General features: G+C 70.2%; 30 protein-coding genes. 11 read left to right on the top strand and 19 right to left on the bottom strand.

Translation table 11 applies throughout. From position 1 onward, the window contains the following. Position 1 precedes the first annotated feature (1 nt). Genes APR04_RS14690 through APR04_RS14715 form a run of 6 tightly spaced genes read right to left on the bottom strand, consistent with a single transcriptional unit; the run spans position 2 to position 5,808 of the window. A complete protein-coding gene (locus APR04_RS14690; protein ID WP_253871437.1) occupies positions 2-1,054 on the bottom strand; it encodes a ThuA domain-containing protein in 1,053 nt (350 codons plus the stop codon). 60 nt (positions 1,055-1,114) lie between these two features. Further along, positions 1,115-1,894, bottom strand: coding sequence for an ABC transporter ATP-binding protein (locus APR04_RS14695; protein WP_253871439.1), 780 nt, complete (start codon positions 1,892-1,894; stop codon positions 1,115-1,117). Next, positions 1,884-2,639 (bottom strand): ABC transporter ATP-binding protein, encoded by a 756-nt coding sequence (locus APR04_RS14700; RefSeq protein WP_253871441.1) that lies wholly within the window; start codon positions 2,637-2,639, stop codon positions 1,884-1,886. The genes APR04_RS14695 and APR04_RS14700 overlap by 11 nt, the downstream gene beginning before the upstream one ends. Continuing rightward, positions 2,636-3,694, bottom strand: a complete 1,059-nt coding sequence (locus APR04_RS14705) for a branched-chain amino acid ABC transporter permease (protein WP_253871443.1) — start codon at positions 3,692-3,694, stop codon at positions 2,636-2,638. The genes APR04_RS14700 and APR04_RS14705 overlap by 4 nt, the downstream gene beginning before the upstream one ends. Beyond that, positions 3,678-4,562, bottom strand: coding sequence for a branched-chain amino acid ABC transporter permease (locus APR04_RS14710; RefSeq protein ID WP_253871445.1), 885 nt, complete (start codon positions 4,560-4,562; stop codon positions 3,678-3,680). The genes APR04_RS14705 and APR04_RS14710 overlap by 17 nt, the downstream gene beginning before the upstream one ends. 4 nt (positions 4,563-4,566) lie before the next feature. Next, positions 4,567-5,808 (bottom strand): amino acid ABC transporter substrate-binding protein, encoded by a 1,242-nt coding sequence (locus APR04_RS14715; protein ID WP_253871447.1) that lies wholly within the window; start codon positions 5,806-5,808, stop codon positions 4,567-4,569. A 124-nt stretch (positions 5,809-5,932) separates the two neighbouring features. On the opposite strand from APR04_RS14715, the gene APR04_RS14720 reads away from it, so the two are divergent. Next, complete coding sequence (locus tag APR04_RS14720; RefSeq protein WP_253871449.1) at positions 5,933-6,970, top strand: LacI family DNA-binding transcriptional regulator; 1,038 nt, start codon at positions 5,933-5,935, stop codon at positions 6,968-6,970. A 220-nt stretch (positions 6,971-7,190) separates the two neighbouring features. Here APR04_RS14720 and APR04_RS14725 read toward each other — a convergent pair whose 3' ends face one another. From APR04_RS14725 to APR04_RS14735, 3 genes are all read right to left on the bottom strand, one after another. Further along, complete coding sequence (locus APR04_RS14725) at positions 7,191-8,012, bottom strand: alpha/beta fold hydrolase (protein WP_253871451.1); 822 nt, start codon at positions 8,010-8,012, stop codon at positions 7,191-7,193. Between the two features lie 8 nt (positions 8,013-8,020). After that, positions 8,021-8,533 carry a PadR family transcriptional regulator gene (locus APR04_RS14730; protein ID WP_253871453.1) on the bottom strand — a complete coding sequence of 171 codons (513 nt, stop codon included), beginning with the start codon at positions 8,531-8,533 and terminating at the stop codon, positions 8,021-8,023. A 77-nt stretch (positions 8,534-8,610) separates the two neighbouring features. After that, the gene (locus tag APR04_RS14735; protein WP_253871455.1) at positions 8,611-9,984 is read right to left on the bottom strand and encodes a serine hydrolase domain-containing protein; all 1,374 of its coding nucleotides are present in this window, start codon (positions 9,982-9,984) and stop codon (positions 8,611-8,613) included. Positions 9,985-10,118: 134 nt separating this feature from the next. Between APR04_RS14735 and APR04_RS14740 the strand changes: the two genes are divergently transcribed. Next, positions 10,119-10,844 carry a TetR/AcrR family transcriptional regulator gene (locus APR04_RS14740; protein ID WP_253871457.1) on the top strand — a complete coding sequence of 242 codons (726 nt, stop codon included), beginning with the start codon at positions 10,119-10,121 and terminating at the stop codon, positions 10,842-10,844. Positions 10,845-10,985: 141 nt separating this feature from the next. After that, positions 10,986-12,257, top strand: coding sequence for an ATP-grasp domain-containing protein (locus APR04_RS14745; protein ID WP_253871459.1), 1,272 nt, complete (start codon positions 10,986-10,988; stop codon positions 12,255-12,257). Positions 12,258-12,311: 54 nt separating this feature from the next. On the opposite strand, the gene rpmF is transcribed toward APR04_RS14745, so the two are convergent. From rpmF to rpmB, 6 genes are read right to left on the bottom strand one after another with little or no spacing between them, the layout of a single operon-like run. Continuing rightward, positions 12,312-12,482 carry a 50S ribosomal protein L32 gene (gene rpmF / locus APR04_RS14750; RefSeq protein ID WP_253871461.1) on the bottom strand — a complete coding sequence of 57 codons (171 nt, stop codon included), beginning with the start codon at positions 12,480-12,482 and terminating at the stop codon, positions 12,312-12,314. A gap of 42 nt (positions 12,483-12,524) precedes the next feature. After that, positions 12,525-12,692: a 50S ribosomal protein L33 gene (gene rpmG / locus APR04_RS14755; RefSeq protein ID WP_253871463.1), complete on the bottom strand. Its 168-nt coding sequence runs from the start codon at positions 12,690-12,692 to the stop codon at positions 12,525-12,527. After that, on the bottom strand, positions 12,692-13,000 hold the full coding sequence (locus APR04_RS14760) for a type B 50S ribosomal protein L31 (RefSeq protein ID WP_253871465.1): 309 nt from the start codon (positions 12,998-13,000) through the stop codon (positions 12,692-12,694). The genes rpmG and APR04_RS14760 overlap by 1 nt, the downstream gene beginning before the upstream one ends. Before the next feature lie 16 nt (positions 13,001-13,016). Continuing rightward, the gene (gene ykgO, locus APR04_RS14765) at positions 13,017-13,139 is read right to left on the bottom strand and encodes a type B 50S ribosomal protein L36 (RefSeq protein WP_253871467.1); all 123 of its coding nucleotides are present in this window, start codon (positions 13,137-13,139) and stop codon (positions 13,017-13,019) included. 52 nt (positions 13,140-13,191) lie between these two features. Beyond that, positions 13,192-13,497 carry a 30S ribosomal protein S14 gene (rpsN, locus tag APR04_RS14770; protein ID WP_253871469.1) on the bottom strand — a complete coding sequence of 102 codons (306 nt, stop codon included), beginning with the start codon at positions 13,495-13,497 and terminating at the stop codon, positions 13,192-13,194. Then, positions 13,497-13,733: a 50S ribosomal protein L28 gene (rpmB, locus tag APR04_RS14775; protein WP_108496538.1), complete on the bottom strand. Its 237-nt coding sequence runs from the start codon at positions 13,731-13,733 to the stop codon at positions 13,497-13,499. The genes rpsN and rpmB overlap by 1 nt, the downstream gene beginning before the upstream one ends. A gap of 123 nt (positions 13,734-13,856) precedes the next feature. Here rpmB and APR04_RS14780 point away from each other — a divergent pair, with 123 nt between their 5' ends. Continuing rightward, complete coding sequence (locus tag APR04_RS14780) at positions 13,857-14,978, top strand: CobW family GTP-binding protein (protein ID WP_253871471.1); 1,122 nt, start codon at positions 13,857-13,859, stop codon at positions 14,976-14,978. 16 nt (positions 14,979-14,994) lie between these two features. On the opposite strand, the gene APR04_RS14785 is transcribed toward APR04_RS14780, so the two are convergent. Further along, positions 14,995-15,510, bottom strand: coding sequence for a GNAT family N-acetyltransferase (locus APR04_RS14785; protein ID WP_253871473.1), 516 nt, complete (start codon positions 15,508-15,510; stop codon positions 14,995-14,997). A 181-nt stretch (positions 15,511-15,691) separates the two neighbouring features. Here APR04_RS14785 and APR04_RS14790 point away from each other — a divergent pair, with 181 nt between their 5' ends. The 3 genes from APR04_RS14790 to APR04_RS14800 are packed head-to-tail and all read left to right on the top strand — an operon-like array spanning position 15,692 to position 18,320. After that, a complete protein-coding gene (locus APR04_RS14790; RefSeq protein ID WP_253871475.1) occupies positions 15,692-17,446 on the top strand; it encodes a polymorphic toxin-type HINT domain-containing protein in 1,755 nt (584 codons plus the stop codon). 28 nt (positions 17,447-17,474) lie between these two features. Next, positions 17,475-17,807 carry a hypothetical protein gene (locus APR04_RS14795; protein WP_253871477.1) on the top strand — a complete coding sequence of 111 codons (333 nt, stop codon included), beginning with the start codon at positions 17,475-17,477 and terminating at the stop codon, positions 17,805-17,807. A 3-nt stretch (positions 17,808-17,810) separates the two neighbouring features. Then, positions 17,811-18,320: a hypothetical protein gene (locus APR04_RS14800; protein ID WP_253871479.1), complete on the top strand. Its 510-nt coding sequence runs from the start codon at positions 17,811-17,813 to the stop codon at positions 18,318-18,320. A gap of 139 nt (positions 18,321-18,459) precedes the next feature. Here the strand turns inward: APR04_RS14800 and APR04_RS14805 are convergent, their stop codons facing one another. The 3 genes from APR04_RS14805 to APR04_RS14815 all read right to left on the bottom strand — a co-directional run bounded on the left by APR04_RS14805 (position 18,460) and on the right by APR04_RS14815 (position 20,903). Next, the gene (locus tag APR04_RS14805; RefSeq protein ID WP_253871481.1) at positions 18,460-18,921 is read right to left on the bottom strand and encodes an NUDIX hydrolase; all 462 of its coding nucleotides are present in this window, start codon (positions 18,919-18,921) and stop codon (positions 18,460-18,462) included. Positions 18,922-19,005: 84 nt separating this feature from the next. Next, positions 19,006-19,623: an RloB family protein gene (locus tag APR04_RS14810; protein WP_253871483.1), complete on the bottom strand. Its 618-nt coding sequence runs from the start codon at positions 19,621-19,623 to the stop codon at positions 19,006-19,008. Then, a complete protein-coding gene (locus tag APR04_RS14815; protein ID WP_253871485.1) occupies positions 19,623-20,903 on the bottom strand; it encodes an AAA family ATPase in 1,281 nt (426 codons plus the stop codon). Before APR04_RS14815 ends, APR04_RS14810 begins: the two co-directional genes overlap by 1 nt. Before the next feature lie 249 nt (positions 20,904-21,152). Here APR04_RS14815 and APR04_RS14820 point away from each other — a divergent pair, with 249 nt between their 5' ends. Genes APR04_RS14820 through APR04_RS14835 form a run of 4 tightly spaced genes read left to right on the top strand, consistent with a single transcriptional unit; the run spans position 21,153 to position 26,003 of the window. Next, positions 21,153-21,980 carry a MurR/RpiR family transcriptional regulator gene (locus APR04_RS14820; RefSeq protein ID WP_253871487.1) on the top strand — a complete coding sequence of 276 codons (828 nt, stop codon included), beginning with the start codon at positions 21,153-21,155 and terminating at the stop codon, positions 21,978-21,980. A gap of 59 nt (positions 21,981-22,039) precedes the next feature. Continuing rightward, a complete protein-coding gene (locus tag APR04_RS14825; protein ID WP_253871489.1) occupies positions 22,040-23,212 on the top strand; it encodes an ABC transporter substrate-binding protein in 1,173 nt (390 codons plus the stop codon). Further along, entirely contained in the window at positions 23,209-24,942 is a 1,734-nt protein-coding gene (locus tag APR04_RS14830; protein WP_253871491.1) for an ABC transporter permease, read from the top strand. Before APR04_RS14825 ends, APR04_RS14830 begins: the two co-directional genes overlap by 4 nt. Continuing rightward, positions 24,939-26,003 (top strand): ABC transporter ATP-binding protein, encoded by a 1,065-nt coding sequence (locus APR04_RS14835; protein ID WP_253871493.1) that lies wholly within the window; start codon positions 24,939-24,941, stop codon positions 26,001-26,003. The genes APR04_RS14830 and APR04_RS14835 overlap by 4 nt, the downstream gene beginning before the upstream one ends. Positions 26,004-26,027 lie beyond the last annotated feature (24 nt).

Genomic DNA, 26,027 nt, shown 5'->3' on the forward strand with positions numbered 1-26,027 from the left:
CCTACCGGCAGAAGGGGCGCGCGCCGGCCGCGCTGAGGATCCCGCCCACCACGTGCGCCTCGAACGACCCTGCGCCCGCGAGCGCCGAGTCCTCGGTCCAGGCCGCCGGGTCGTGGCCGAGCGTGGTGACCCAGGCGCGACCGCCGTCGTAGTACTGGCACCACGAGACGGGGTGGTCGCCCGCGTGCCCGGGGTGCCCGTTGAACCCGGTGTGGTCACCGATGGTCTCGGTGTCCACCTCGGCGAGGAACCGCACGCCCGTGGGGAAGGGCTCGAGGTGGTACCACTCGTCGCGGAAGTCCCAGTGCCGCGGCAGGTCGCGCGTCGAGGCGTCGCGCCGGTCGACGGTCACGACCTGCCCGTCGCGGTGCGGTCCGTGGTCGTAGAAGCTGGCCCCGCCGAGCAGGCCCTGGAACCACGGCCAGTGGTACATCGCGCCGAGCGTGTTGTGGACGGCCACGAAGCCGCCGCCCGACCGGACGTACTGCAGCAGCGCGGTCTGGGACGCGTCGTCGAGCATGGTGCGCGAGTTGCTGAGGAACACGACGGCGTCGTAGGGCGCGAGCTTGGCCGGGGCGTCGAGCTGGCGCACGTCCTCGGTCCAGTCGACCTCGAACCCGTGCTCCTGCCCCCACCGGACCACCGCGTTCTGCGCGACGTGCGCGGACGTGAGCGGCGGGTTCATCCCGGCGGGCAGCAGCGGCCCGAGGTGCGCGTGCCGGGAGCTGCCCGTCGCGGTGAGGACGAGCACGCGCACGACGCCGTCGTCGTGGCGCGGCAGGTCCCAGTCGTTGTAGCAGGCCGGGTCGGTACCCCGGCAGACGCCGTAGTCGGCGAGCTTGTCCTGGTACGGCGAGCCGGCTCGGTCCGCCGGTATGGGCCCGTCCGGCGATGTCAGCGCTGTCGGCGCTGTCGGCGCTGTCGGCGATGTCAGCGCTATCGGCGCTGTCGGCGCGAGGTGCAGGCCGGCCAGCAGCGCGGCCAGGATGGCGAGGCCGAGCACGACCTGTCCTGCGCCGCCGAGCGTCTTTCCGAGCAGAGTCCTGAACGACATGACGGTTCTCCTTCGAGCTGCCACCGGGAAGCCGTGTGTTGTGCGCCCACAGCCAAGGGGTCAGGGCACCTCCTTGGGGCGGCCGCCCAGGTAGAGCTGGGCCAGGCGGGGGTCGGCGAGGAGGGTCGGGGCCGGGCCCGTGATGTGGACCTTGCCGAGGTCGAGCACGCAGCCGACGTCGGCCGCCTCCAGCGCCCGGCGCGCGTTCTGCTCCACGAGCAGCACCGCCGTACCGGCGTCGCGCATGCGCTGCACCTGCTCGAACACTTTTCCCGTCGCCTTGGGGTCGAGCCCCATGGACGGTTCGTCGAGCAGCACCACCTTGGGCCGCACCATGAGCGAGCGGGCGAACTCGACCTGCTTCTGCTGCCCGCCCGAGAGCGCACCCGCCAGCGCGGACCAGCGCTCGCCGACCAGCGGGAACAGCCCGGTGACGAAGTCGGCGCGCTCGGCGATCACCGACCTGTCGTGCACCGTGTAGGCGCCGAGCAGCACGTTCTCCGCCACCGTCATCTCGGGGAACACGCTGTGCCCCTGCGGCACGTGGGACAGGCCGGCGGCCAGGAGCTGCTGCGGGGTGCGCCCGGTGACGTCGACGCCGTCCACCACCACCTGCCCGGCGCGCGGCGTCAGCAGACCGCTGGCGACCTTGAGCACCGTCGACTTGCCCGCCCCGTTCGGCCCCACGAGGCAGACTACGCTGGACGGCGCGACCGTCACGGACAGTCCGCGCAGCACGAGGGCCGCGCGGCCGTAGCCGGCCTGGACGTCGGTCAGGCGCAGGAGGGGTTCGACGGCGGCCGGGTCGGAGGCCTGTGCGGAGGCCGGTTCAGACGCCAAGGTATGCCTCCAGGACCAGGGGGTCGTCCTGCACGACGGCGGGGGCGCCCTGCGCGATCGGCCGCCCCCTGTCGAACACGACCACGTGGTCGCTCAGACCCATGACGAGCTCCATGTTGTGCTCCACGATGATGAAGGTGCGGCCCTCGGCGTTGAGCTCCCGCACGAGGTCGGCTATCCGGTCAACGAGTGCCGGGTTCACCCCGCCGGCCGGCTCGTCGAGCATGATCGTGCGCGGGTCGCCCATGAGCACCCCGGCGAGCTCGAGCAGCTTCTGCTGGCCGTAGGAGATGTCGCGCGCCTCGGCGTGCTCCAGGTGGTCGATGCCGACGCGCGCCAGCAGCTCGCGCGCCCGCCCGACGTCGGCGGGGTTGCGCGATCCCCGCAGCCGCTGCAGCAGCCCGTGCGGCTGCACCGCTACCAGCATGTTCTCCAGCACGGTGAGCCGGGGGAAGATTCGGCAGAGCTGGAAGCTGCGGCCGATCCCGGACCGGGCGATCCGGTGCGGCGGGAGCCCGGTCACGTCCCGGCCCTGATAGGTGACGGTGCCGCTGTCGGGCCGGATCATGCCGGTCACGCAGTTGAAGAACGTCGTCTTGCCGGAGCCGTTGGGGCCGATCAGCGCGTTGATCTCGCCCTCGTGGAAGGCGACGGAGGCGCCGTCGATCGCCCGGACGCCGCCGAACGACTTGGTCAGGTCCCGCGTCGTGACGGAGCCTGTCGGGCTGCCCGTGGTACCGGTCATCGGGCCGTCTCCTCACGCTGGTTCGCCAGCTCCTCGGCGCTGACCTCACGGATCGACGCCGCCCCGCGCCGCCGGTTCAGGGCCGAGGTCAGCGCCGGGATGACGCCGTCGGGCATGAACAGGACGACCAGGCCGAGCAGGACGCCCGTGGCGACCAGGTGGAGCTGCGTGTCGCCGTACTGGGACTTGAACACCTCGACGGCGTAGCCGACGACGACGGCGCCGAGCAGCGGGCCGAACAGGCTGCGCACGCCGCCGAGCAGCGACATGAGCACCATGTAGCTGCCGATGAGGATCGAGAACTGGAAGATCGGGTCCAGGTAGCCGAACCAGAGCGCGTACAGGCCGCCGCCCAGGGCCGTGAAGAACGCGCTCACCACGAGCGCGGTGAGCTTGTAGGCGAAGGTCGGCACGCCGAGCGCCTGCGCCTTGTCCTCGTCCTCCCGGATGGCCTTGAGCCCGGCGCCGAGCCGGGAGCGCTCGATGAGCCACCAGGTCAGCAGCGCCAGCGCGAGGAGCACGGCGTGCAGGTAGAAGAAGCGTTCGTGCTGCTCCGGCCGCAGCACCTCGGTGCCGAACGGACGAGGCACCCGCAGCCCGTTCGAGCCGCCGGTGAACGTGTGCCAGCTCTGGAACACGAGCTGCACGATGAGCACCAGCGCGATGGACGCGATCACGAACGACGCACCCCGCACGCGCAGCGACGCGATGCCGACGGGAACCGCGATGACGGCGACGATCAGGCCGCCCGCGATCAGCGCGAGCCACGGGTCCATCCCGGTACGCAGGATGAGCAGCGCCGTCGCGTACCCGCCGAGTCCCGAGTAGGCGGCGTGGCCCAGCGAGATGTACCCGGTGAAGCCGCCCACGAGGTTCCAGGACGTCGCGAGCACCGCGTAGCTCAGGATCACCACGCCGACGGACAGGATGAACGGGTCGGGGGCCAGGGACGGGAACAGGACGATCAGTGCCACGAGGGCGAGCAGCGCGACGGTCCGGGCGGCTCGCACCGCCGTCGGCCGGGAGGTCCGGACGTTGCTAGAACCGTTGGGCAAGGCGACCTCCGAAGAATCCCTGCGGGCGGATCATGAGGGTCAGGAACAGGGCCAGGTAGAACACGGTCTGCGCCCAGGTGGTGCCGAGCGGTACCTGGAGCAGGCTCGCGGCCACGCCGAGCAGCATCGCCGCCATCGCGGCTCCTGGGATGCTGCCCAGCCCGCCGACGACGATGATCGCCATCAGCGGACCTATCCAGTGCCAGTGCAGCGACGGGTAGATCGTGTAGTCGAGCGCGAGCGCCGTACCGCCGACGGCGGCCGTCGCCAGCCCCAGCCCGAAACCGAGCCCGGCCACCCGGTCGGTGTCGATGCCGATCAGTCGCGCGGCCTCGGGATGCTGGGTGGTGGCGCGCAGTGCCCGGCCGAAGGAGGTCTTGCGCAGGATCAGGTACAGCGCCCCGAGCGACACCGCGGCGAGGGCGAACGCGATCAGCTTGACGACGGCGATGCTGACGCCGGCCACCTCGATGCTCGCCCCGGAGTACTCGAGCTGTACGCGGCGCTGCGTCCCGGTCCACACGAAGCCGAGCAGGCCCTCGATGGTCAGGGCGACCGCGAACGTGAGCAGCACCGACATGGTGGTGAGGCTGATGGGCCGCAGCCGGGACACCAGGAACCGCTGCATCCCGTACCCGACGACGAAGAAGAGCGGCACCGTGATGACCAGCGACAGCAGCGGGTCGAGCCCGGAGCGCTCGTGGAAGTACCAGGCGAGGTAGGCGGCGAGGATCAGGAACGCGGAGTGGGCGATCATGACCACCCGCATGACGCCGAAGTACAGCGTCAGGCCGGCGGCCAGGAGGGCGTACAGCCCGCCAAGGAGGATGCCCAGCACCAGGCTCTGCGCGAACAGGGCACCGGTCATGCGATCACCACTCGGGCTTTGGGTGGACGAGGTCGGCTTCCTTGACGTCGTCGGGCAGCACGATCGTGATCTCGCCGTCGACGTACTGCTGGATCAGGTGCGCGCTCTGCGGGCGCCCCTGCGCGTCCCAGCTCAGCGGGCCGACCACGGTCTCGACCTCGTTGCCGTGCAGCCAGTCGATGAGCTGCTGCTGGCACTCGGGCGACGCGTCGGCGCAGCCGACGGCCTCCACCGCTGCGGCCACCACCTGGCCGGTGGTCCAGGCGTTCGCCTCGTCCTCCGCGGGCTCTGCGTCGTGCTCCTCCGAGTAGGCCGCTACGAACTCCTCGTTCGAGGGGTATGGCGCATCGGGCGTGTAGCCCGTGGGCGCGAGGATGCCCTCCGTCTTGTCGCCGATGGCGGCGGGGAACTCGGCGTTCGTCGGGGCGCCGGAGATGGCGGCCATCTCGGGCTGGTAGCCCTGCTGCTGCAGCGCGACGACGAGGTTGACGCCGTCCTGGTACTGCGACCCGACGACGAGCAGGTCGGCCCCGGAGTCCGCGATCTTCGCCGCGATGCCGCTGAAGTCGGTGGTGTTCGGCGGGTAGACCTCGTCGACGACCACCTCGATGCCCTCGGCGGCCAGCGCGTCGCGCAGGCCGTACGCGGTGCCCTGGGCGAACGGGTCGTCCATGGAGGCGACGGCGATCGTCTCGGGCCGTTCGTCCTCCGGCAGGGCGAGGATGTGGTCGGCGAGGTGGTTGTAGTGGTCGTCGGCGATGGCCGGCGCGGCGTAGAACAGGTTGTCGAAACCCTGCTCGAACACCTCGGCGGCGGCGCCCGCCGGCTCCACGAAGAGGAAGCCGTAGTCCTGGGCGACCTGTGCGGCGGGCACCACCAGCCGGGTCGAGAACGGCCCGAAGATCAGGTCGACGCCGTCCTGGTTGATCAGGCGCTCGTAGTCGGAGGCGACCCGGTCCGCGCTGGACTGGTCGTCGACGATGACGAGCTCCACCTGGCGGTCCAGGAGCCCGCCGTTCTCGTTCACGTGGGCCGCCCACGCCTCGTAGCCGCGCTGCACGCCTTTGCCGGGTTCGGCGAAGTCGCCGGTCAGGGGGAGGGAGACGCCGATGACTATGGGGTCGTCGGGGCCGCCGGACTCCGCGCCCTGGTCGTCGCCCTGGTCGGGGCTCGCCAGGCAGGCGGACAGGGTCAGTGCCGTGGTCGCGGCGACAGCCGCTACCGTCAGGCGTCGGGTTGCTCTCATGGTCCACTCCTTTGTGGCAAGCGCTTCCGTAACCGCTTACGGCACTCTAGGAACTGGGACGCTGAGTGACAAGGGTTTTGGCACCATCCATTACCCATGGCTTTACCTGCGGCGAGGAGATCTCATGCGGAAGCACACCTCCGGGTTACGTCTGGTCGACGTCGCCGAGCACGCCGGCGTCTCCATCGCCACCGCTTCGCGCGCCCTGTCCGGCGCGCCCGGCGTGTCCGAGGCGTTGGCGAGGCGCGTACGCACCGTGGCCGCCGAGCTGGGCTACGTGGCGAACGTGCACGCGCGGTCGCTCGCCAGCGGCGCCAGCCCGGGGGTGGGGCTCGTGGTGCACGAGATCGGCGACCCGTACTTCGCCGAGATCGCCAGCGGCGTGCTGGAGGTCGCGAGCGCGCACGGGCGCATGGTGCAGATCTGCCACACCGGCCGGGACCCGTTCACCGAGGTGGCGCAGCTGCGGGCGCTCGTGAACGCCCGCGTGGGGATCATCGTCGTGGCGGGGTCCGGGCACCTCGACCGCGACATCCAGACGCGGATGAAGGCCGAGGTGCAGGGCTTCGAGGCGGTCGGCGGGCGCGTCGCCGTGATCGGGCGGCATCCTCAGCTCGGTGTCGACGCCGTGGTCCCGGCCAACGTCGAGGGCGGCCGCGCGATCGCCGAGCACCTGCTCCAGCTCGGGCACCGGCGCATCGGCGTCGCGACCGGGGCGCGAGGGCTGGCGACGATGGCCGACCGGCTCGCCGGCATCGAGCAGGCGCTGGGCGCGTACGGCCTGGCGCTGGCCGACCTGCCCGTGGTCGAGGCGGAGTTCACGCTCGACGGCGGGAAGGAGGCCGCCCGCCGCATCCTCGACGAGCACCCGGACGTCACGGCGATCCTCGCGCTCAACGACGACATGGCCGTGGGTGTGCTGTCGGTGCTGGGGGAGCGTGGCGTGGCGGTCCCCGGCGAGGTCTCGGTGACGGGGTTCGACGACGTCACCGTGGCCGGCCACCTGTCGCCCGCCCTGACGACGGTGCACCTGCCGATGAAGGAGATGGGACGTCAGGCGCTCGAGCTCGCACTCCTGCCGCGGGCCGCGCGCCCCCGGCGTCGGACCGCGGAGCAGGAGCTCATGGTGCGGGCCTCGACGGCTGCGGTGCGCGGCCGCTGAGGCGGAGCGGCGTGGAGCTCGCCGGGGTGAGGTAGCCCCGAGTGAAGGGTGCCAGGTCTGCTGAATTTCGTTCGGCGCGACCACGCCTGATTCACCCTGGCTGAATTGTTCAGCTCAGCCCGCAAATCCGGGGCTCAGGTGAACGAGATTCAGCAGACCTGGCACCCACCACAACAGCACACCCTGCCCGGCCGACCAGCCCGCGAACGGCCCGGGGCTCTCACCTCGCCGCAGGTGCACCCCGTTCCCTCGGCCCGACCGGGCGCAGGGCGGGGGACGGTTCGCCCGTCGCCAGCCAGTGGGCGAGCGTGGTGTGGAACAGGTCCGGGTCCTCGACGTCCCAGACGTGGTGCATCCCCGGGGCGAGCCGCACCTCCGCGTGGGGAACTCGGGAGGTGACCTCGTCCAGCGCGTCGCGGAAGGTCGGGGACTCCTTCTCGCCGACGATCGCGAGGATCGGGGCGGTGAGCCGGCGGAGCCCGTCGAGCTCGCGGGCCGGCACGCCGTCGTAGATCTCCGGGACCATCCGGCGGACCGAGTCACGGTCGATCCCGAGCCCCGTCGCGACGAACAGGTCGACCGTGTCCGGTGGGATGCGGTACACCCGGGCCATCGCCTTCCAGTACCCGGGGCTGCCGAAGAGGCGGATCTGGGCCAGTCCGGCCCAGCGGCCGAACCCGCGCACGCCGCGCAGGATCGCTCCGGTCACGAAGACGCTCCGGATCACGTCCGGGTGGCGCGCCGCGAGGGCCACGCCCACGACGCCGCCGAGCGACAGCCCGACGACATGGGTCTTGCCGCCGTGGGCGCGCTCGCGGACGAGATCGGCCAGCTCGTCGGCCGTCGTCGCGAGGTCGGTCCACGGATGCCGCGCCGAGGCGCCGAACCCGGGCAGGTCGGGGATGAGGGCATGGTGGTCGGGGAGCGCCTTGGCCTGCTCGGTCCACGACCAGCCGGCGACGCTGCCACCGTGCAGGAACAGGACCGAATCGCCGGCCTCGGGGCGCTGCTCTGCGACGTGGATGGTCGCAGGGCGGTTCATCGGGTGGCTCACAGGGCGGCCTCCAGCTCGTCGAGCCACACGAGCTCGGCCTGGGTCTGCAGGATGCCGTTGCGCAGCGTCGCCGACCGGAGCCGGGCGGCCAGGTCGCCGTCCGCGACGGGAATGCTCTCCAGCGTGGCGAGATGGCGGCGGCCCGCCTCCCGGCGCTCTGCGATCAGTGTCCTGACCTGCTCGGGATCGTCCGCCCGCCCGACGAAGAAGAGCCGCGCGAGGAACGGCTCCCGGGGCTTCTCGTCGGGCAGGGGGGACCGCAGCCATTCGGAGAGCCTGGCGCGGCCGTCATCGGTGAGCCGGTGCTCGCGGCGGTCCGGCTTGCCCTCCTGCGGGATGACGCGGACGTCCACGAGCCCGTCGTTCTCGAGGCGGGCGAGGGTGCGGTAGATCTGCGACTGGTCGGCGGACCAGAAGTGGGCGACGGTGCCGTCGAAGGCTTTCTTGAGGTCGTAGCCGGTCATGGGGCGCAGGTCGAGGAGACCGAGGATCAGGGCGTCGAGTGCCATGCCGCATACCCTACAGCACACATATGGGACCGTGCACATATTGGACGGTGCGACTGTGCCGCGGGAGCGGCGAGCGGTCACGCGACCTTGGGGCCGCAGCGCATGCCGATGTAGACGCAGGCAGTGCCGTCCGGCAGCGTGGAGAAGACGACGGGGATGTAGTCCTCGCTGAACGCCGCGCCCACCCCCGTGCCGGCGAACACCGTCTCCGTCACCGGCACGAGGTCGCACTCCAAGGGCTCCGAGAAGTCCCTCATGCCGCCGACGAACTCGTACACCAGGTGGCCCGCGCCGTCCCGCTCGGTCACGGTGATGACCACGCCCTCGCGCTGATAGGTGCCGACGAGGCGTCCGTAGTCCACGGCCGGCGGCTCGGCCGGCGGTGCGAAGGGTTCGGGCATCGTCACGTCGGCCAGCTCGGCGAGGAGCTCCCGGTAGAGCGCCGCGTACAGCTCGCGCGCACCGCCGCCGTTGGTCAGCAGCGCCACCGCGACACCCGCCGACGGCACGACGCGCAGGTAGGCGTACTGCCCGATGGAGGCGCCGTCGTGCCCGTAGCCCTGGACGCCGTTCCAGTCGTACAGGGTCCAGCCCAGGCCCCAGCCGTCGGCGCTGACCGTCCACTTGTCGGGGGAGTCCACCACCCGGCGCTGCATCAGCGCGACCGTCTCCGCGGAGAGCACCCGCGTGCCGTCCTGCGCCACGCCGCCGTCGAGGTGCATGCGCGCGAGCCGGGCGAGGTCCCCGGCGCTGGCGATGACCCGGCCGTACGGGCCTGCCGAACGCGGCATCAGGTCCCAGGACGGCGCGGGGTCCGGGTCCTGGCCGGCCTCGCCAAGGTGGCCCATCGCCGCACGGAACCGCAGCGCCTCCTCGGGCAGCGTCATGGTGTGCGTGAGGCCGAGCGGGGTCAGGAGCAGGTCCTTGAGCGCCTCGTCCCAGACCTTGCCGGTCACCACCTCGATGATGCGGCCGAGCACGTTGTAGCCGACGCTGCTGTACGAGATCGCCGTGCCCGGCGGGCAGTCGAGCGCCACGTCCTTCGCTGCCTCGACGTACTTGGCCAGGCAGTCGTCGCCGCGGCCGCTGTCATGGTTGAAGTCGCAGGTGAGGCCGCTCGTGTGGCTGAGCAGCTGGCGCGTGGTGATCACCTTGGTCGCCTCGGCGTCGGCCACCGAGAAATCCGGGAGCACGTCCACGACAGGAGTGTCCAGGTCCAGCTTGCCGGACTCGGCGAGCCGCATGATCAGGGTGGCCGTGTAGACCTTGGCGATCGAGCCCATCTGGAAGACGGAGTCGGTGGTCGCCTCCACGCCCGTCCCGCGGTGCAGCACGCCGCTGGCCAGCTCGTGGACCGTCCCGTCCACGACGAGCGCCAGGGATGCGCCGGGGACGTGGTGCTCGGCGCGCAGCTCGTCGAGGCGGGCCTGCCAGTGGGCGAGATCGGTCATGTTCATTTCTCCCTCGATGCGTACGGCGTTCCCTTAGTGCGAACACTGTACGCACAGCGGAACGCTGTACGCAAGGCGCGTACGGTGTGCGCTAGCCTGAGGTCGAAGAGGCGCGACGAGAGGAAGTGGGCTGCATGCCGGTCGACCCGAAGGTGCCCGGATCGGTGTGGACCCGTCCGAGCCGCCCGCAGCGGGAACAGCTGACGCGAGAGCAGATAGTGGCCGCCACGATCGAGCTGCTGGACGCAGAGGGCGTCGGGACGCTCAGCATGCGCAAGCTCGGCACGCGCCTGGATGCTGCCGCGACGTCGCTCTACCGGCACGTGGCCAACAAGGACGAGCTGATGGAGCTCGTCGTGGACGACATCTACGGCGAGCTCGAGATCCCGGCGGCCGGCGGCCCTGCCGACTGGCGTGCGGCCACGACCCGCGCCGCGGCCGGTCTGCGGGCGATGGCCCTGCGGCATCCCTGGATCGCCCCCGAGCTCGGCCAGGCGGGCCTGGCGCACGTCGGGCCCAATACCATGCGGGTGTCGTCGGAGCTGCTCGCGCTGTTCGAGGCGGCAGGCTTCCCCGCGCAGGAGAAGGACCGGGCGATGGGGACCCTGATGGCCTACGTCATCGGCATCGCGACCTCGGAGGCTGCGTACCTCTCGCTGATCGCCCGCAGCGGCAGGACGGAGAGCGAGTGGGTGGCGGACCAGCGCCCCCGCTTCGACGAGGCGTCCCAGGAACATCCGCGGCTGCGCGAGGGGAGCTCCGCCCGGCAGGACGTGAACCCGAAGAAGATTCGCGACGACGACTTCGCGTACGGGCTCGATCGGATCCTGGACGGCCTGGCGGCCCGGCTCGACGCCTGAACGACTCCAGTTCTGAACCTCCGGTCGTACTTTTCCACAGGCGTCGCCTGATGGACGAGAACGACCCGGGGATTCGTGGCAGGCTGTGCGCCATGTTGAGAACGACTCTCGTTCGCGCCCGCCTCGACGGAGGGTGCTGACGTGGCGAACCTGCTCATGATCGAGAGCTGGCTGCAGTCCACCGGCCTGATGCTCCCGCCCCTGCTGCGCGACGGCGGCCACCACTACGTCCTGGTGACCCGCGACCCCGACCTCTATCGCCTGCCGGACGGCGAGCCCCATCCCGTCCTGGCGCTCGCCTCCGATGTGGTGGTGGCCGAGACCAACGACGACGCCGCGCTCGTCGCCGCGGCCCGGGCGGTGGCGGCCCGACGGCGGATCGACGGCGTGCTGACGACCTGTGACTACTACCTGCCGGCGGTCGCGCTGGTCGCCGAGGAGCTGGACCTGCCCGGCGCGCCGGCCGACGTGCTGCACACCGCTACGCGCAAGCACCTGGTGCGCCAGGTGCTTGCGGCCGCGGGAGTGCCGGACGTGCCGTTCGCGGTGGCCGCGACCTGGGACCAGGCGCACAAGGCGGCCGCCGATCTCGGCTATCCGCTGGTGGTCAAACCCGTCGACATGAACTCCGGGACCGGCGTGCGCAAGGTGCTGGACGAGGCAGGGCTCGCCGTCGCCTTCGCCGAGGCTGCGGCGCCCGAGCGCAACACCCGCGACCAGCGGCTGGAGCGGCTCGCGCTGCTCGAGCGCGTCCTGGACGGGCCGGAGTTCAGCGTGGAGTCCGTGACCAGGGACGGCGTCACGCGGGTGCTCGGCATCACCGCGAAGTCGGTCGCCGAGCCGGGCGTCGACGGGGGTTCCGGTTTCGTCGAGTCGGGGCACCTGTTCCCGGCCCCGCTCGCACCGGACGAGCGCGACGCGATCGAGCGGCACGTCGTCGCGGTGCTGGGCGCCGTCGGGCTCACGCACGGCATCAGCCATACGGAGGTGCGGGTCACCGCGAGCGGGCCGCGGCTGATCGAGCTGAACCCGCGCCAGGGCGGCGGCTACATCTTCGAGCTGGTGCGCCTGGTGACGGGCTTCAACCCGCTGCAGGTCCTGGTGGACCTGGCGCTCGGCCGCGAGCCGGTGCCCGGTCCGTCCGCCGCGAAGAGCGCGGCGGTCACGTTCCTGCTGCCGGCGTCCGACGGCGTCGTGCGCGAGGTCCGGGGCGCGCAGCGCCTGGCCGACGACGACCGCGTGCTCAGCCACGAGACGCCGTCGGCCGGTCGCGTGGTGCGCCCGGGGGACAACAACGAGCGCATCGGCCACGTCCTGGTCGCGGACCCGCGGGGTCAGGACGCGAAGACCTGGTCGGACGAGCTCGCGTCCGCCGTGACCGTCCGCCTCGACACGATGGTCCGGACCCCCTGACCGAGCCACAACAAACGCCCCGGCGCTGAGCGCCGGGGCGTCGTGCGTGTGGTGTCAGTCCGGGACGACCAGTCCGCGCCGGACGGCGGGAACCAGCCGGGCCGGGACCTTGACCTGGCGCCCGTCCACGGTGGTCGTCAGGACGAGCTCAGGCACCTGGGCCTTCCACTGCGAGCGCCGGGCTCGCGTGTTCGACCGGGACATCTTTCTCTTGGGGACCGCCATGACGGCCTCCTTTCTGTCGGAACTCCGTCAGGAGCGCTGAGGTCAGCGCTCCTCGCGGAAGTCCACGTGCTTGCGGGCGACGGGGTCGAACTTGCGCAGGACGAGCCGGTCGGGGTCGTTGCGCCGGTTCTTCCGGGTGACGTAGGTGAACCCGGTGCCCGCCGTCGAGCGCAGCTTGATGATCGGCCGGAGGTCTACGCGCGAGGCCATCAGCTACCGCCCTTGCTGTCGTCGGTGGTGTTGGTGCTGCCGTGCTTGGCGTAGCGCTGCCGGAACTTCTCGACGCGACCGGCGGTGTCGACCACGCGGGCCGACCCGGTCCAGAACGGGTGGCTCGCGCTGCTGATCTCGACGTCGACCACGGGGTACGTGTTGCCGTCGGTCCACTCGATGGTGGCCGTCGGGCGCCCGGGGCCGGAGTCCGTGTCAGCCGCGAGCGTGGAGCGGGTCAGGAACGTGAATCCTGCGCTCGCGTCCCGGAACACCACGGGGCCGTAGGTGGGGTGGATGTTCTTCATGACTTGCTCCTCTCGCTCAGCCCTGGCGCGCCTTCCAGCGCGGGTTGAGCTTGTTGATCACGAACGTCTTGCCGCGCCGGCGCACTACCTTCGCGCCGGGCTTGCTCTTCAGGGAACGCAGGGACGCGCGAACCTTCATGTGCCACTCCTTGGATGGTGAACCTGGGTCGGGACGAGTCGCCAGCGGGCGTTCACCAGCTGGACTTCGTCACCCCGGGCAGCTCGCCCCGGTGCGCCATGTCGCGCAGCCGGATGCGGGACAGGCCGAACTTGCGCGAGTACGCGCGGGGCCGGCCGTCCACGACGTCGCGGTTGCGCAGCCGCGTGGGGCTGGCGTCGCGCGGCTGCTTGGCCAGCTCGCTGACGGCGGCGGCGCGCACCGTGGGGTGCAGCTCCAGGTTCCGGATGATGCCGCGCAGCTCGGCGCGTCGCTCGGCGTACCGGGCGACCACCTCGCGGCGTCGGACGTCGGCGGCGATCTTGGACTTCTTGGCCATCAGACCTTCTCCCCTCGGGCGAGGATCTGGGCCACGACCACGTCGATGCCCCGGCGATCGATGGTCTTGATGCCCTTGGCACTCACACGCAGCGTGACGTTGCGGCCGAGCGACGGAACCCAGTAGCGCTTCTTCTGGATGTTCGGGTTGAACCGGCGCTTGGTACGCACGTGGGAGTGCGAGACCGAGTGGCCGAAGCCTGGCACGGTGCCCAGCACCTGACATCTGGCTGACACATGACCTCCTGTGACGACGGACTGACCGCCGTGAGTGAGAACCGTTCTCATAACGCGCTACAGTGAACCAGAACTGAGAACGGTTATCAATAATTCCCGGCTGGGCCGGGGCGAGGAGGCAGCATGTACCGAACCGGAAAGAACCGCGGAACCATCCCCGTGAGCGTCCTGGCCAGCAGCGACCCCGTGCTGCGCGACTCCGCACTCTTCGGCCTCCTCATGGACGCCCCCGGAGTCGTCGCCGTACGGCACGACATCAGCACCGACCACCTCCGGCGCGTCGTCCTCGACGCCACCGGCGTCATCGAGGACGTGATCGTGCCGCTCGAGCACGCCTGCCTCTCCTGCGCCGTCCGCGAGGACGCAGTCCCCACCATCGCCCGCCTCGCCCGCGACGGCCGCTGGACCCAGGTCCTGCTCGCCCTGCCCGTCAGTGCCGAACCTCTGCCCGCCGCCCGCGCCCTCGCGGTCGAGGCCGAACCTGGGGGAGCGCTCGACCACACCCGCGTCGCCACCTCCTTCACCATCGTCGACGTCGACACGCTCCACCAGGACCTCTTCGGCGACGACACCCTCGTCGAACGCGGCCTCGAGCTCACCGCCGACGACGAACGCTCGGTCGGCGAGGCGCTCGCGGCGCAGATCGAGCAGGCGGACCTGGTGGTCGTCTGCGGGAGCGAGCAGCTGTCAGCGACGACGTCGGGCCTGCTCGACCGCCTGCGCGGTGCCGGGACGCGCCGCGTCGACGGGTTGCACGCGCTGTCGGCGGCCGATCTGGCCGCCGCCACACACTCGCCGGCCCACGCCGAGCGCAGGGCTCACCCGCTGGGCGCCCGCGTGGTCAAGGGTCCGGGCAGCTCGCCCGACGACCGGAGCTGGACGCTCGAGCTGCGCTCGTCGCTGCCGTTCCACCCGGAGCGGCTGCTGGACCACATCGAGGAGCTGAGCACCGGCGGCCTGCGGGCCCGCGGCGTGTTCCACGTCGCCGACCGGCCGGGCCTCGCCTGCCTGTGGGACGGCGCGGGCGGGCAGCTCGCCGTCGCCGACCTGGGGCCGTGGTCAGAGGTGTGCGCGGGGACGAAGCCGCACACGCGGATCGTGGTGGTGGGGGTGGCCGACGACCGGCAGCGGCTGCGCGAGGCGTTCCACGCGGCGCTGTGCACGCCCGAGGAGGTGGCCGCCGGAGTCGAGTGGCTGTGGCGCGAGGACCACCTGGCGCCGTGGCTGGGTGCCCGGACCGTCTGATCCTCCGTTGAGCGGGTCAGCGGGGGCGGAGGTAGGCGGCGGTCCGCGGGCGGACGCCGTCGGGTCGCGTCCAGCTCGCCGGGCCCGCTGCCACGCGTACCCAGCCGAGCCGTTCGTACAGGCGGATCGCGGGGCCGCCGTCGTCGACCACGTCGAGCACGAGGCGTCGACCGCGCCGGGCTGGCATGTCCTCGGCCCGCTTCAGGAGGGCGGCGGCCACCCGTGTGCCGCGCGCCGCGGGCGTGACGAACAGGCGGCTCACGCCCGCGAGCCCGGTCACGGGGACGCCTGCGGCCTCCGCGAGCTCGGCTGCGAACTCGACCTTGCCGCCGTCGACGAGGATGATGTGGCCGACGATCTCGCCGTCGGCCAGGGCCACCCACCCGTCGAGCGTGCCGGGGGGCGTGAGCCAGGCGGTCGGGTCGTCCGGCCAGACCATCGGGTAGCCGTCGCGCTCATGGACCAGCCGCAGCGCCTCCGCCACCCGGTCGAGGTGGGCGGCATGGCGCGGGGCGATCATGAGGTCGGGCACGGGGCTCAAGGTAGCTGACGGCTGGAGGGGGTTGGTGCCCGGTTGTTCGGGTGTGGATGAACCTCGGATCCGTGCCTATTTTTGCTGTCTGACCAGCATGTCTTCCCTTAACCTGACTCCTCGGGAATATCGTGCATGTCGGGCAGGAGGGGTGCGCATGAGGCCGTCTGATTGGTCGCCGGTGGGGTTGGATGCTGATCCGACGCCGGGGGATCCGGTGCTGGTCCTGTCGGGTGGGCAGGAGTACCTGGAGGTCGCGGAGTCGATCGACAGTGCTGCGTCGTCGATGAGTCGTCTGGATGTGGACGGGACGATCTCGCAGGCCGTGGACTCGTTGATGAGTGCCAAGGAAGACACCATCGGGGAGATCCGCAAGGCTCACTCCCGGTATGTCGCGGCGGGGGACGCCCTGGTGGGGTACGCGTCGTCGTTGGAGCGGGTGCAGGGCGAGACGTTGGCGGCGTTGGACCGGGCGCGTGAGGCGCAGGATGCGGCGCAGGCGGCGTCGGGGTCCAAGGACCGGTGGCAGGACCTGGCCGATGGCGCGAAGGACGAGAGCGAGAAGCAGGAGTACGAGCAGAAGGCGCAGCAGGCCGGCGGTGACGCGGACCAGGCCGCCGGGGTCATCAGTTCGGCGAGGTCGAGCGTGGAGTCGGCTGTGTCGGACCGGGATCGGGCGGCGGAGCATGCGGTCGACCGGATCGAGGAGATCACGTCTTCGGATGATCTCAATGATGGGTGGTGGGACAACTGGGGTTCCAAGCTCGTCGCCGCGATCGCGGACATCGCCGACATGATCTCCACGATCGCCGGGATCCTGGCGATCATCGTCGCGTTCATCCCCATCGTGGGGACGGCGCTTGCTGGGGTGTTGATCGTCATCGCCGCGGTCGCGGCCATCGTGAGCGCGGTCGCGAACATCACGCTGGCCGCTACCGGGGAGCGCTCCTGGGCCGAGGCCGGCCTGGCGATCGCGGGTGCGGCCCTGTCGTTGATCGGGTTGGGTGCCGCGGCCAAGGCCATCAAGGGCCTGAAGGGCGTCAAGTGCTTCTTTGGTACCTGCTTCGTGGCGGGGACCCTCGTCCGCACTTCGGATGGCGAGAAGCCGATCGAGGATATCCGGGTCGGGGACAAGGTCTGGGCTCGGAACCTGGACACAGTTGTGGACGAGTTGCACCTCGTCGAAGAGACCTTCGTTCGGTCCACCGCTGAGCTGTTCCACCTGACGATCGGTGGGACGGTAGTGACCACCACCGCCGAGCACCCGTTCATGGTGGCCGGACAGGGATGGACGGACGCCGCGTTCCTCAAGGAAGGGGACACGCTGGTTACCTCGGAGGGGACCGTCACCCTCGACGGCATCGACGTCGAAGCCCGCGAGGAGACGGTCTACAACTTCCACGTCGAGATGCACCGCAACTACTACGTCTACGCCGGGGGCACTGCGGTCCTGGTCCACAACGCGGGCCACACCGGCGCAGCCGCCAAGAGAAGCTACAAGGTCGTCACCGAACGAGCGGTGGGGTCGTACCGCAAATTCACTCCCGGCAAGCCCGGTGACAAACTGACTCCTAACCACATGCCACAGAATGCGCTGCTGCAGAAGGGGCTCAAGGACCGCGCGGGCAAACTTGTGGACATCTCGATGGGCGATGGCATCACTGTCGTGATGAAGCATGCCGACCACAAGCTCACCCGCACGTTCTGCGGACGGGGAGGAACTCCTGGCACCAACGCAGGGGACAACTTTCAGGACGTCCTTGAGCTCGACATCAAGGACCTCCAGAAGATCGGCAATACACAGTACGGCGACCCCACTTACTATGACGGCGCGGCGCGCGAACTGATCGATCAGTGGGACACCTTCACCGACACGAACGGGAAGGTCCTCAATCTGGTCGATGGAGCGGCGTTGAAGACGAAGCTCGGGTTGTGAGCACAGGATCACAGATTGGATGGACTTCATGGCGATTCGTCAGGCAATCCAGGACATCATCGATGCAGGTCCGCTGCCCACCTGGAGAGAACCGGACGGGAGCGCACGAATCAGCGCAATCGCGGGACTGATCGACCAGGCCCCGACCCCCGTGACGGACGAGGAAGCACAGGCACTCACCCTGTGCTTCGGTCCGGACGACGCGCTCGGTGCCGCGTGGGCGCTCTTGCACCTCATCGAGACGGCTCCCGGTGCGACGACGGCAACGTACGGCGAGAACGGGACCGCGGACAACGAGTGGGTGCAGAAGCTCAACGAGCGCGTCGCCTACGCCGCGGACGAGGAAGAAGAGACGAATTAGTACGTGACCGAGGCTGGGAACCTGGTTCCGAGCGGCACGGCCTTCGACTGGGCGGACGCCGAGCGCCAGATCGAGGCTCCGATACCTGTCGACTACCAGAAGCTGATCGACGCCGGCGGTGACGGGGTCTGGTTCGACTACATCCGTCTCTATGCGCCGGATGCCCGGTACCAGGACCAGAACCTCCTCAAGGCACCCGGTGTCTTCAACGAGCTCCAGGCGTTCTGGGAGGACGGGGACACGGAGCCGCCCGAGGGCTGGGACGACGACGATCGACTGGTCGTCTGGGCCGGGACGGGTAACGGCGAGCGAATCTACTGGAGGCAGTCACCGAGCGAGAACGCCGAGCAGTTCCCCGTCTATGTCGCAGACGCCGACGGTGACCGCTGGGAGCGGTTCGACATGTCTGCCACCGATTTCCTCGTCGGCATCTTGACCGGCGAGGTGCGCAGTGCGTTCTTCTCACAGACGTTCCTGCGCACCGACAGGGTGTTCAGGCGCTACGACGCCTGACTCTTCTCCTTCGCAGGGTCGTGCGGTGAGGAGAGCCGTTCCGCCGGTGTCGCTCGGCGAGCTTACGTGCTCGCCGAGCGGCACCGTGGCGTAGTGGAACGAACACGGCCGGGAGCTCTCTGGTGCGAGGTCTGAGTATTCAGCCCCGCTCGAAGTGCCCCCGCTCGACGGCCAGGCGGATCGCCTTCTTGTAGTCCTCTGGCATGTCGAGCGCGCCAGCCTCGTCGGGCGTGACGAGCACCAGCTCCTTGTGCTCGTCGCTGAAGACGGGCGCCGCGTCGCCGTCGTACGTCGCGAGGAACGTCAGGACGAAGACGTGGCGGTGCGGGAACACCCGGTAGACCCAGGTGTGGAAGGGATCGCCGACAGTGGCGTCCCAAGCGAGCTCCTCCCGGATCTCGCGGGCGAGGCACGCGGCAGGCTCCTCGCCCGGCTCGAGCTTGCCGCCAGGGAGCTCCCACTCGTCGCGCTCGTTGCGCAGGAGTGGGAGTCGGCCCTTCCAGCCGATGACCGCCTTGAGCGAGACCGGGACCTGGTACTCGAAGTAGCCGGCATCGCGCTCGATCAGGTAAGGCTCTTCGGGGGAGCGGGAGTTGAGCATCTGGCGTCTCGCTATCGGCTGACTGTGTGGCGCATCGTCGATCGAGGAGAGCGGCCTAGGCGCGAGCTGGGGCCGTCGCTAGCTCTAGGGGCTTGACTTCCTCGCCGCCGCCTCCACCGCCTCAACGAACAAGTGGATGTCGGTAGTTGGGTTGTCGTCCGGGAAAGAGCGGCCTGCGCGCCGATGCTGTTGCGCAAGCAGGCGTGCCCGCCTGGCCGCCTCGTCACGCAAGGGGACATACTCGGACGCCTTGAGCTGCTTGTCCGACAGGCCGTCCAGACTGTTCGCGAGCTTGCACGCATCGGCCGTGGAGAGATGCCTGGTGACGTCCTGGTGATGCAGCAGCAACCACAACTCGAAGCAGGGATTCGAGATGGCGAGATGGACCTTGTCGTTCTTCGCCGCAAGCGCGGCCGCCTCCTTCAGCCGAGGGTGGGGCTGGGGAGACTCGACGTCGAAGAGGCACCAGATGTCGTCGATCTCGGAGTCGGCCGCATGGTCGAGCGCTCGCTCCACCAGTGGGTAGGGGACCGTGTGGGCGCCGGCGATCTCCACGCGGATGCTGGTGCTCTGTCGAACGTGGTCGAGGCGCTTGAGCTCCTTGACGTAGGCAGGCTCCGTGACCGTGCCCTCGGTGAAGACGAGGATCGTGCGCTTCGGTTCACGGATCGCCACCTTGCGCTTGAGAGACTTGCTGCCCATCAGCCGATGAGCCCGAGAGTGCGGAGCTCGGCCGGGTCGATATCCGGTAGCGCACCGTAGCGTCCGTGCAGGTACGCCGACTCGATGTTGACGGACTTGCGCACACGCTCGCCCGCGAACTCGGCGAGCGCGCCGAGCTCCGTCGAACCGTCGGATCTCTTCTGCGTCAGCCATACCTCGTCTCGGTTCAGGTGGTTGAGCAGGCTCGTGTCGTGCGACGTGAAGATGAGCTGGGCGCCGTTCGGATTGGTCGACTTGTCCTGGAAGACGCGCAGCAGCTCTGCCGAGAGCACGGGGTGGAGGCTGGCATCGAGCTCGTCGAAGACGATGGGGGACCCCAGACGCAAGGACTCGATCACCGGTCCGATCAGCGCGAACCAGGTTCGTGTCCCCTCTGACTCCTGGTGCAGGTCGAGAGCAGCGTCGCCTGCCAAGGTGCTGTGTACGAGGCGTGCGCGCAGCCTGGACGGAGGCGGACGATCACCAGGCCGAGCTTCGGGCTCTTCACGGTCGATCAGAACATCATTCACGCCGAGGTCAGCGAGGCGTAGGAGCGCCAGCGCCCGGTCGCGTTCGCCCACCAGGTCGTCCTCGAACAAAGAGCCTTGCCCAGCGTGCGCTGATTCGAAGAGCTTGATCGTCGATCGCGGAGCTCGTCGTAGATCGAAACGCAACGAGCCGTATCGCGTGTTGCGGCTTGGGAGGTGGCCGAAGGCCGTCGTCGCTATGAGCGCATCCGCGAAAGCCGCTGCCTCGGGTAGGCCGAACCGTCGAGCCAACGACAGCAACAGCGTAGTGGGAGTCAGGAGCTCGAGGAACGGGCTTGCAGAGCCGAGCGCACGGTTCATCGTGACGTCGGCACCGTTGCGCTCGAAGATCTTTCGGGCCTTCTTCTGCGGGTAATGGCGCAGTTCTTCGCGCAGTACCTCAGTGCTGTCGACCTCGAGCGTGTACTCGAAACGAACGCCGTCGACCACGAAGTCGATGGTGAACTCGGTGGGCTTGCCCTGCCCAGCGGCGAACGCGAACGGCTCGATCGGGACGTCGTCCTCCCACATGCGCAAGGAGTCCCGCACTGCATCAACCAGCCACACCAGGGCGGCGAGCACGTTCGACTTTCCGGAAGCGTTCGGACCGTAGATCGCGGCGCGCGTGAGCACGCTCTCTCCGATGCTGGGCACGTCGCGCGCGGCCTCGCGGTCCCTGTCGACAGCCACCATCGAGAGTTCCACGGTGTCGGAGACCGAGCGAAAGTTTGTGACCTCGAAGCGGACGAGCATGACGTCAACGTAGCGCATATGCGCTGCCAAGGGCTGCTGTGCGTAGAACATGAACGAAATCGACCCCAGGTTTGCGGGATCTGGACATCAGGCTGTTTGGAAATGGCCTGGTCACCGGGTGGTGGCGACCAGCGAACGAGATCCGGCCTTGGCCGGCTTGGATGACGCCCGCCCGGCAGTCTGCTGAACAGCACATGAACGTGCACCACTTGCGCTCAATGCAAGTGAGTTTGCATCTAGCGTGACGGCGTGCTCATTACACAGCTGGTCAAGGCGCGGGGTGATCGGCTCACCGCCACCGACCGTCGGCTCGTTGCCGTACTGCAGGCTCAGCCTGCGGAAGCAGCGTTCTGGTACGCGGCCGAGCTGACCGAGCCGCTGGGGCTGCACCAGTCCGCGGCGACCCGGATGGCGCAGCGGCTGGGCTTCGACGGCTACCCGCAGCTGCGGGACGCGCTGCGGCAGGACTACCTCGCCGGCGACGGGCCGTCGCAGCGGGTGCGTGGCCTGCTCGAGCGGCATCCGGACGACGTGCTGCGCGGCTTCGTCGACGACGAGGTGGCGGCTCTCTCCGCGCTGCCGCAGCACGTCGCCCAGGCCGAGCTGGACGACCTCGCCGCTCAGATCGTGGCAGCCGGGCACGTCTATCTGTTCGCCCAGGGAAATGCCGCAGTGCTCGCGGACCTGCTCGCTCGGAGGTTGCGCAGGTTCGGCATGCGCTCGACCGTGCTCACGGGCGCCGACCGCGAGCTCGCCGAGCGCCTGTCCGCGCTGCAGCCGGGAGACCTGCTGCTCGCCTGCGCGTTCCGGCGCGTGCCGTCCGCGCTGGCCCCGGTGCTCGAGATCGCTGCCTCCGGTGGCGCTTTCACGGCGCTGATCACCGACACCCTGCTCACTCTCTCGCCGCAGCCCGACGTCATCCTCGCCGCACCCCGCGGCGGCGACGACTACCTGTCGCTGACGGTGCCGATGGCCATCGCCAACGCCCTCGTCCTGACGATCGCGCGGCAGGCTCCGGAACAGTCCATCGGCTCGCTGGACCACCTCGGCGCGCTGCTGGAGCGCTTCGCCCGCTGACGCTTCCACGCACGACCCGCCCCGGCGCGTGCCGGGCAACGACAGAACAGGATCCACCCATGTCCGCTCTCCGTACGCGCGTCCGTCCCGCGCTGGCGGCTCTGCTACCTCTCACCCTCTGCTTCGGCCTCGCTGCCTGCGCTACCCCCGGTGCCGACGCGGACACCGACGACACGACCGACTGGGGCTCCGTCGGTCACGACGAGCTCGTCGAGCTCGCCGAGGAGGAGGGTGAGGTCGTCGTCTACGCGTTCACCAGCCGCATCGCCGCCGTCGAGGAGTCGTTCGAGGCCGAGTACCCCGGCATCGACGTCGTCGCCAGCGACATCTCCTCCAGCGAGCTGATCACCCGACTCGCCAGCGAGCACGCTGCCGGCACCAGCACGGCCGACGTCGCCTATGTCTCGGACGCTCCCGTCGTCGTGACGGAGCTGCTCGCCGACGGAGTGCTCGTGCCGTACCTGCCGGCCCGCCTCGCCGACGTCCTGCCCGAGGAGTACCGGGAGCCGCTCGTCGCGAACCGCCTCTCCACCAAGGTGCTCATGTACAACGAGGAGGCCCACCCCGACGGGTCGCCGGTCTCGAACCTCTGGCAGCTGACCGATCCCAGCTGGGCGGGCAAGGTCGTGCTGGTCGACCCGAACGTGCGCGGCGACTACCTCGACCTCGCCACCGAGCTGTCGCTCCGTGCCGACGAGATGGCCGCCGCCTATGCGGACCAGTTCGGCGAGGAGCTCGTGCTCGACGACGGTGTGCCTGACGCGGGACTGCAGTTCCTCAAGGACCTCTACGACAACGAGGCGGTGCTCGTCGACGACACCGACACGGTCAACGCCGCCGTCGGCGCCGTCGGGCAGGACGACCCGCCGGTCGGCTTCACCTCGTACTCCGACCGCCGCGACAACGAGGACGAGGGCTGGGCGCTGCAGGTGGCCTCGGGCGTCGCCCCGTCCAACGGCATCGTCTTCCCCGCCTACCTCGGAGCGACCGAGAACGCCGCCAACCCGGCCGCGGCCCGACTGCTCATCGACTACATGATGGGCGATGACACCGAGACGGGCGGCGCGGGCTTCGACCCCTTCTACGTCGCCGGTGACTACCCGACCCGCAGCGACGTCACACCGCCGGCCGACGCGCTCCCGCTCGAGGAGCTGGGAGCCTGGGAGATCGACGCGGAGACCTCCGCCGAGCATCGCGGCGACGTCGCCGACTTCCTCCTGACCATCCAGTGACCCTCGTCGCCCGCGCGAGCGCGGCGACGCGCCGGCCGCTCACGTGGCTGACCGTCGCTGTGCTCGCCGTCCTGATCGTCCTCGTCGCGCTGCCCCTGCTCGGCCTGGTGCGCGCGACCCTGTCCGACGGCGCCGGTGACACCTGGTCCGAGGTGCTCGCCAGCCCCATGTCGAGCGCGCTGTTCTGGGAGCCGCTGGGCGGATCGCTCGTCGTCGGCCTCGGCACCGGACTTCTGTCCACCCTGCTCGGCGCGTTCCTCGCCTGGGTCGTCGTCATGAGCGACGTGCCTGGACGCAAGGCCATCGCAGTCTTCGCCACGATCCCGTTCGCGCTGCCCAGCTTCGCGATCGCGCTCGCCTGGGAGAGTGTCTTCCGCAACGACCACATCGGCGGGAACCCTGGCCTGCTCGCCTCGCTGGGCCTGGCCGTTCCCGACTGGCTCGCCTGGGGCCCGGTGCCCGTGGTGCTCACGCTCGCAGCGCACTACTACTCGCTGAGCTTCGTGGTCGCCGCGGCCGCGCTGGCCAACGTCGGTGGGGACCTGGTCGCCGCGGCCGAGCTGACGGGCGCGTCCCGGCTCCGCGTCGCGGTGCGCATCGTCATCCCGGCCGTCGCTCCCGCCGTCGTGTCCGGGTTCCTCCTCGCGTTCGCCGAGGGTGTGTCGAACTTCGCCGTGCCGGCTCTGCTGGGCCTGCCGGTCCGTTTCCAGACCCTCAGCACGAGGTTGTACGGCGCGATCTCCACCGGGGACGAGGTGCGCGGGTACGTCCTGTCGATTCTGCTCGTCCTCGTCGCGGCCGTCATCCTCTTCGCGGGCAACCGGATCACCCGCAACCGCTCGTACTCCACGATCACCGGCAAGGCGGCCCGCGCCCGCACGACCCGCACGGGCGGCTGGCGCCTGCCGCTGGCGGCCGCGGCCTGGGCGATCGTGACGGTCACGGCCATCCTGCCCGGCATCGTCCTCGCGGTGAGCACCGTGCTGCGCCGCACCAACAGTCTTGAGGGCGGGTTCACGCTGCACTACTGGACCGGGGCGTCCGACCCGTCGATCTCGCAGGGCATGCGCGGCATCCTGCGCGACCCGATAGTGATGCAGGCGCTCGGTGGCACGGTCGGCCTCGGCGTGGCCGTCGCGCTCGGGGCGGTGCTGATCGGTGCGCTCGCCGCGTACGTCGTGCGGCACCTCCCGGGAGCCCCGCGCGCCAAGGGCCTGATCGGCCTGCTCAGCTACGTGCCGTTCCTCATCCCCGGCGTCGCGCTCGGTGCGGCGTTCATCGCTCAGTTCGGCGCGCCCGTCGGCCCGTTCGGGTCGCTGTACGGCACGTTCGCGATCCTCGTCCTGGCCGGGATCGCCGCCAGCCTGCCGTTCGCGTTCCAGACGGCCACCACGTCGTTCGGGCAGGTCTCCGCCGAGCTCGACGAGGCAGCGGTGCTCACCGGCGCGTCAAGCCCGCGCCGGTTCGGCCGAATCACCGTCCCGCTCGTCTCCCGGGGTCTGGCCAACGGGGGAGTGCTCGTCTTCGTGACGATGGTGCGCGACCTCTCCGTGGTAGTGCTTCTCGTCACCCCGGCCACCCCGCTGCTGTCGATGATGACCTTCCGGTACGCCTCGGAAGGCTTCACCCAGCAGGCCAACGCCATCACCCTCATCATCGCCGTCATCTCGGTCGCGGCGACCCTGCTCGCCCGGCGACTCGGCGACCGCACCGACCGGAGCACCTCGTGACCACCATCAGCATCCAGGGCCTCGGCAAGAGGTTCGGTACGTCCGTCGCCGTCCGCGACGTCTCGCTCGAGGTCCCCTCCGGCGCGTTCGTCGTGCTGCTCGGACCGTCCGGGTGCGGCAAGACCACGACGCTGCGCATGCTCGCCGGCCTCGACGAGCCGACGAGCGGCGTCATCCGTTTCGGCGACCGTGTCGTCGCCGACGGCGGCAGCGCCTACAGCCTCCCGCCCGAGAAGCGCCACCTCGGCATGGTGTTCCAGAGCTACGCGCTGTGGCCCCACATGACCGTGCGGCAGAACATCGAGTGGCCGCTCTCGGTGGCCGGGTGGTCCCGCTCGGAGCGCACCGCGCGGGTCGACGAGGTCCTGGCGTCCCTCGAGATCACGCAGCTGGCGGACCGGTCGCCCGCGCAGGTCTCGGGCGGGCAGCAGCAGCGTGTGGCGATCGCCCGCACCATCGCCCCGCGACCTGAGGTCGTCCTGTTCGACGAGCCGCTGTCGAACCTCGACGCCCGGCTCCGCGTCGAGACCCGCGCCGAGCTCGGACGCGTGCACCGCGAGAACGACGCCACGAGCGTGTACGTCACCCACGACCAGGTCGAAGCCCTCTCCCTGGCCACCCACATCGCGGTCATGAAGGACGGCCTGGTCGAGCAGTTCGGCGCTCCGTCCGAGCTGCTGGAACGTCCGGCGACGGCGTTCGTCGCCTCCTTCCTGGGCAGCCCTCCGGCCGTGCTGCTGTCCGGCCACGCCGACGCCGGGTCGTTCGTGCACCGTGGGGTCCCCATCGCGGCGGTTCCCGCGGGAACGTCGCCCGCGCAGGCGATGTACCGGCCACAGGATGTCCGGCTCGATCCCGAGGGAACGTTCGCGTTCGAGATCCTCGAGTCCACGCCGGCCGCCGGTATGCACCTCGTCACCGGCTATGTCGGCTCCGGTCAGGAAGAGCGCGAGCGGGTCACCGTGGTGAGCGACCGTCCCGCCGTGCCAGGGGACGCGACACGGCTGCGCCTCCCCGATGCGCCTGCTGCGCTGTTCGGCCAGGAGGGTGGTCGGCTGTGAAGCCGGGCGGGCGGACGACGGCGG

It is taken from the genome of Promicromonospora umidemergens, assembly GCF_024171995.1.
Lineage (GTDB): Bacteria > Actinomycetota > Actinomycetes > Actinomycetales > Cellulomonadaceae > Promicromonospora > Promicromonospora umidemergens.

What these genes read in the sequence shown, in the direction of transcription:
- APR04_RS14700 (WP_253871441.1), bottom strand. Translation starts at nt 2,639, where the DNA reads ATGACCGGTACCACGGGCAGCCCGACAGGCTCCGTCACGACGCGGGAC.
- APR04_RS14730 (WP_253871453.1), bottom strand. Translation starts at nt 8,533, where the DNA reads ATGGCACTCGACGCCCTGATCCTCGGTCTCCTCGACCTGCGCCCCATG.
- APR04_RS14710 (WP_253871445.1), bottom strand. Translation starts at nt 4,562, where the DNA reads ATGACCGGTGCCCTGTTCGCGCAGAGCCTGGTGCTGGGCATCCTCCTT.
- APR04_RS14690 (WP_253871437.1), bottom strand. Translation starts at nt 1,054, where the DNA reads ATGTCGTTCAGGACTCTGCTCGGAAAGACGCTCGGCGGCGCAGGACAG.
- APR04_RS14725 (WP_253871451.1), bottom strand. Translation starts at nt 8,012, where the DNA reads ATGAACCGCCCTGCGACCATCCACGTCGCAGAGCAGCGCCCCGAGGCC.
- APR04_RS14740 (WP_253871457.1), top strand. Translation starts at nt 10,119, where the DNA reads ATGCCGGTCGACCCGAAGGTGCCCGGATCGGTGTGGACCCGTCCGAGC.
- APR04_RS14720 (WP_253871449.1), top strand. Translation starts at nt 5,933, where the DNA reads ATGCGGAAGCACACCTCCGGGTTACGTCTGGTCGACGTCGCCGAGCAC.
- APR04_RS14795 (WP_253871477.1), top strand. Translation starts at nt 17,475, where the DNA reads ATGGCGATTCGTCAGGCAATCCAGGACATCATCGATGCAGGTCCGCTG.
- rpmF (WP_253871461.1), bottom strand. Translation starts at nt 12,482, where the DNA reads ATGGCGGTCCCCAAGAGAAAGATGTCCCGGTCGAACACGCGAGCCCGG.
- ykgO (WP_253871467.1), bottom strand. Translation starts at nt 13,139, where the DNA reads ATGAAGGTTCGCGCGTCCCTGCGTTCCCTGAAGAGCAAGCCCGGCGCG.
- APR04_RS14825 (WP_253871489.1), top strand. Translation starts at nt 22,040, where the DNA reads ATGTCCGCTCTCCGTACGCGCGTCCGTCCCGCGCTGGCGGCTCTGCTA.
- APR04_RS14735 (WP_253871455.1), bottom strand. Translation starts at nt 9,984, where the DNA reads ATGACCGATCTCGCCCACTGGCAGGCCCGCCTCGACGAGCTGCGCGCC.
- APR04_RS14780 (WP_253871471.1), top strand. Translation starts at nt 13,857, where the DNA reads ATGTACCGAACCGGAAAGAACCGCGGAACCATCCCCGTGAGCGTCCTG.
- rpsN (WP_253871469.1), bottom strand. Translation starts at nt 13,497, where the DNA reads ATGGCCAAGAAGTCCAAGATCGCCGCCGACGTCCGACGCCGCGAGGTG.
- APR04_RS14805 (WP_253871481.1), bottom strand. Translation starts at nt 18,921, where the DNA reads ATGCTCAACTCCCGCTCCCCCGAAGAGCCTTACCTGATCGAGCGCGAT.
- APR04_RS14815 (WP_253871485.1), bottom strand. Translation starts at nt 20,903, where the DNA reads ATGCTCGTCCGCTTCGAGGTCACAAACTTTCGCTCGGTCTCCGACACC.
- APR04_RS14715 (WP_253871447.1), bottom strand. Translation starts at nt 5,808, where the DNA reads ATGAGAGCAACCCGACGCCTGACGGTAGCGGCTGTCGCCGCGACCACG.
- APR04_RS14760 (WP_253871465.1), bottom strand. Translation starts at nt 13,000, where the DNA reads ATGAAGAACATCCACCCCACCTACGGCCCCGTGGTGTTCCGGGACGCG.
- APR04_RS14810 (WP_253871483.1), bottom strand. Translation starts at nt 19,623, where the DNA reads ATGGGCAGCAAGTCTCTCAAGCGCAAGGTGGCGATCCGTGAACCGAAG.
- rpmG (WP_253871463.1), bottom strand. Translation starts at nt 12,692, where the DNA reads ATGGCCTCGCGCGTAGACCTCCGGCCGATCATCAAGCTGCGCTCGACG.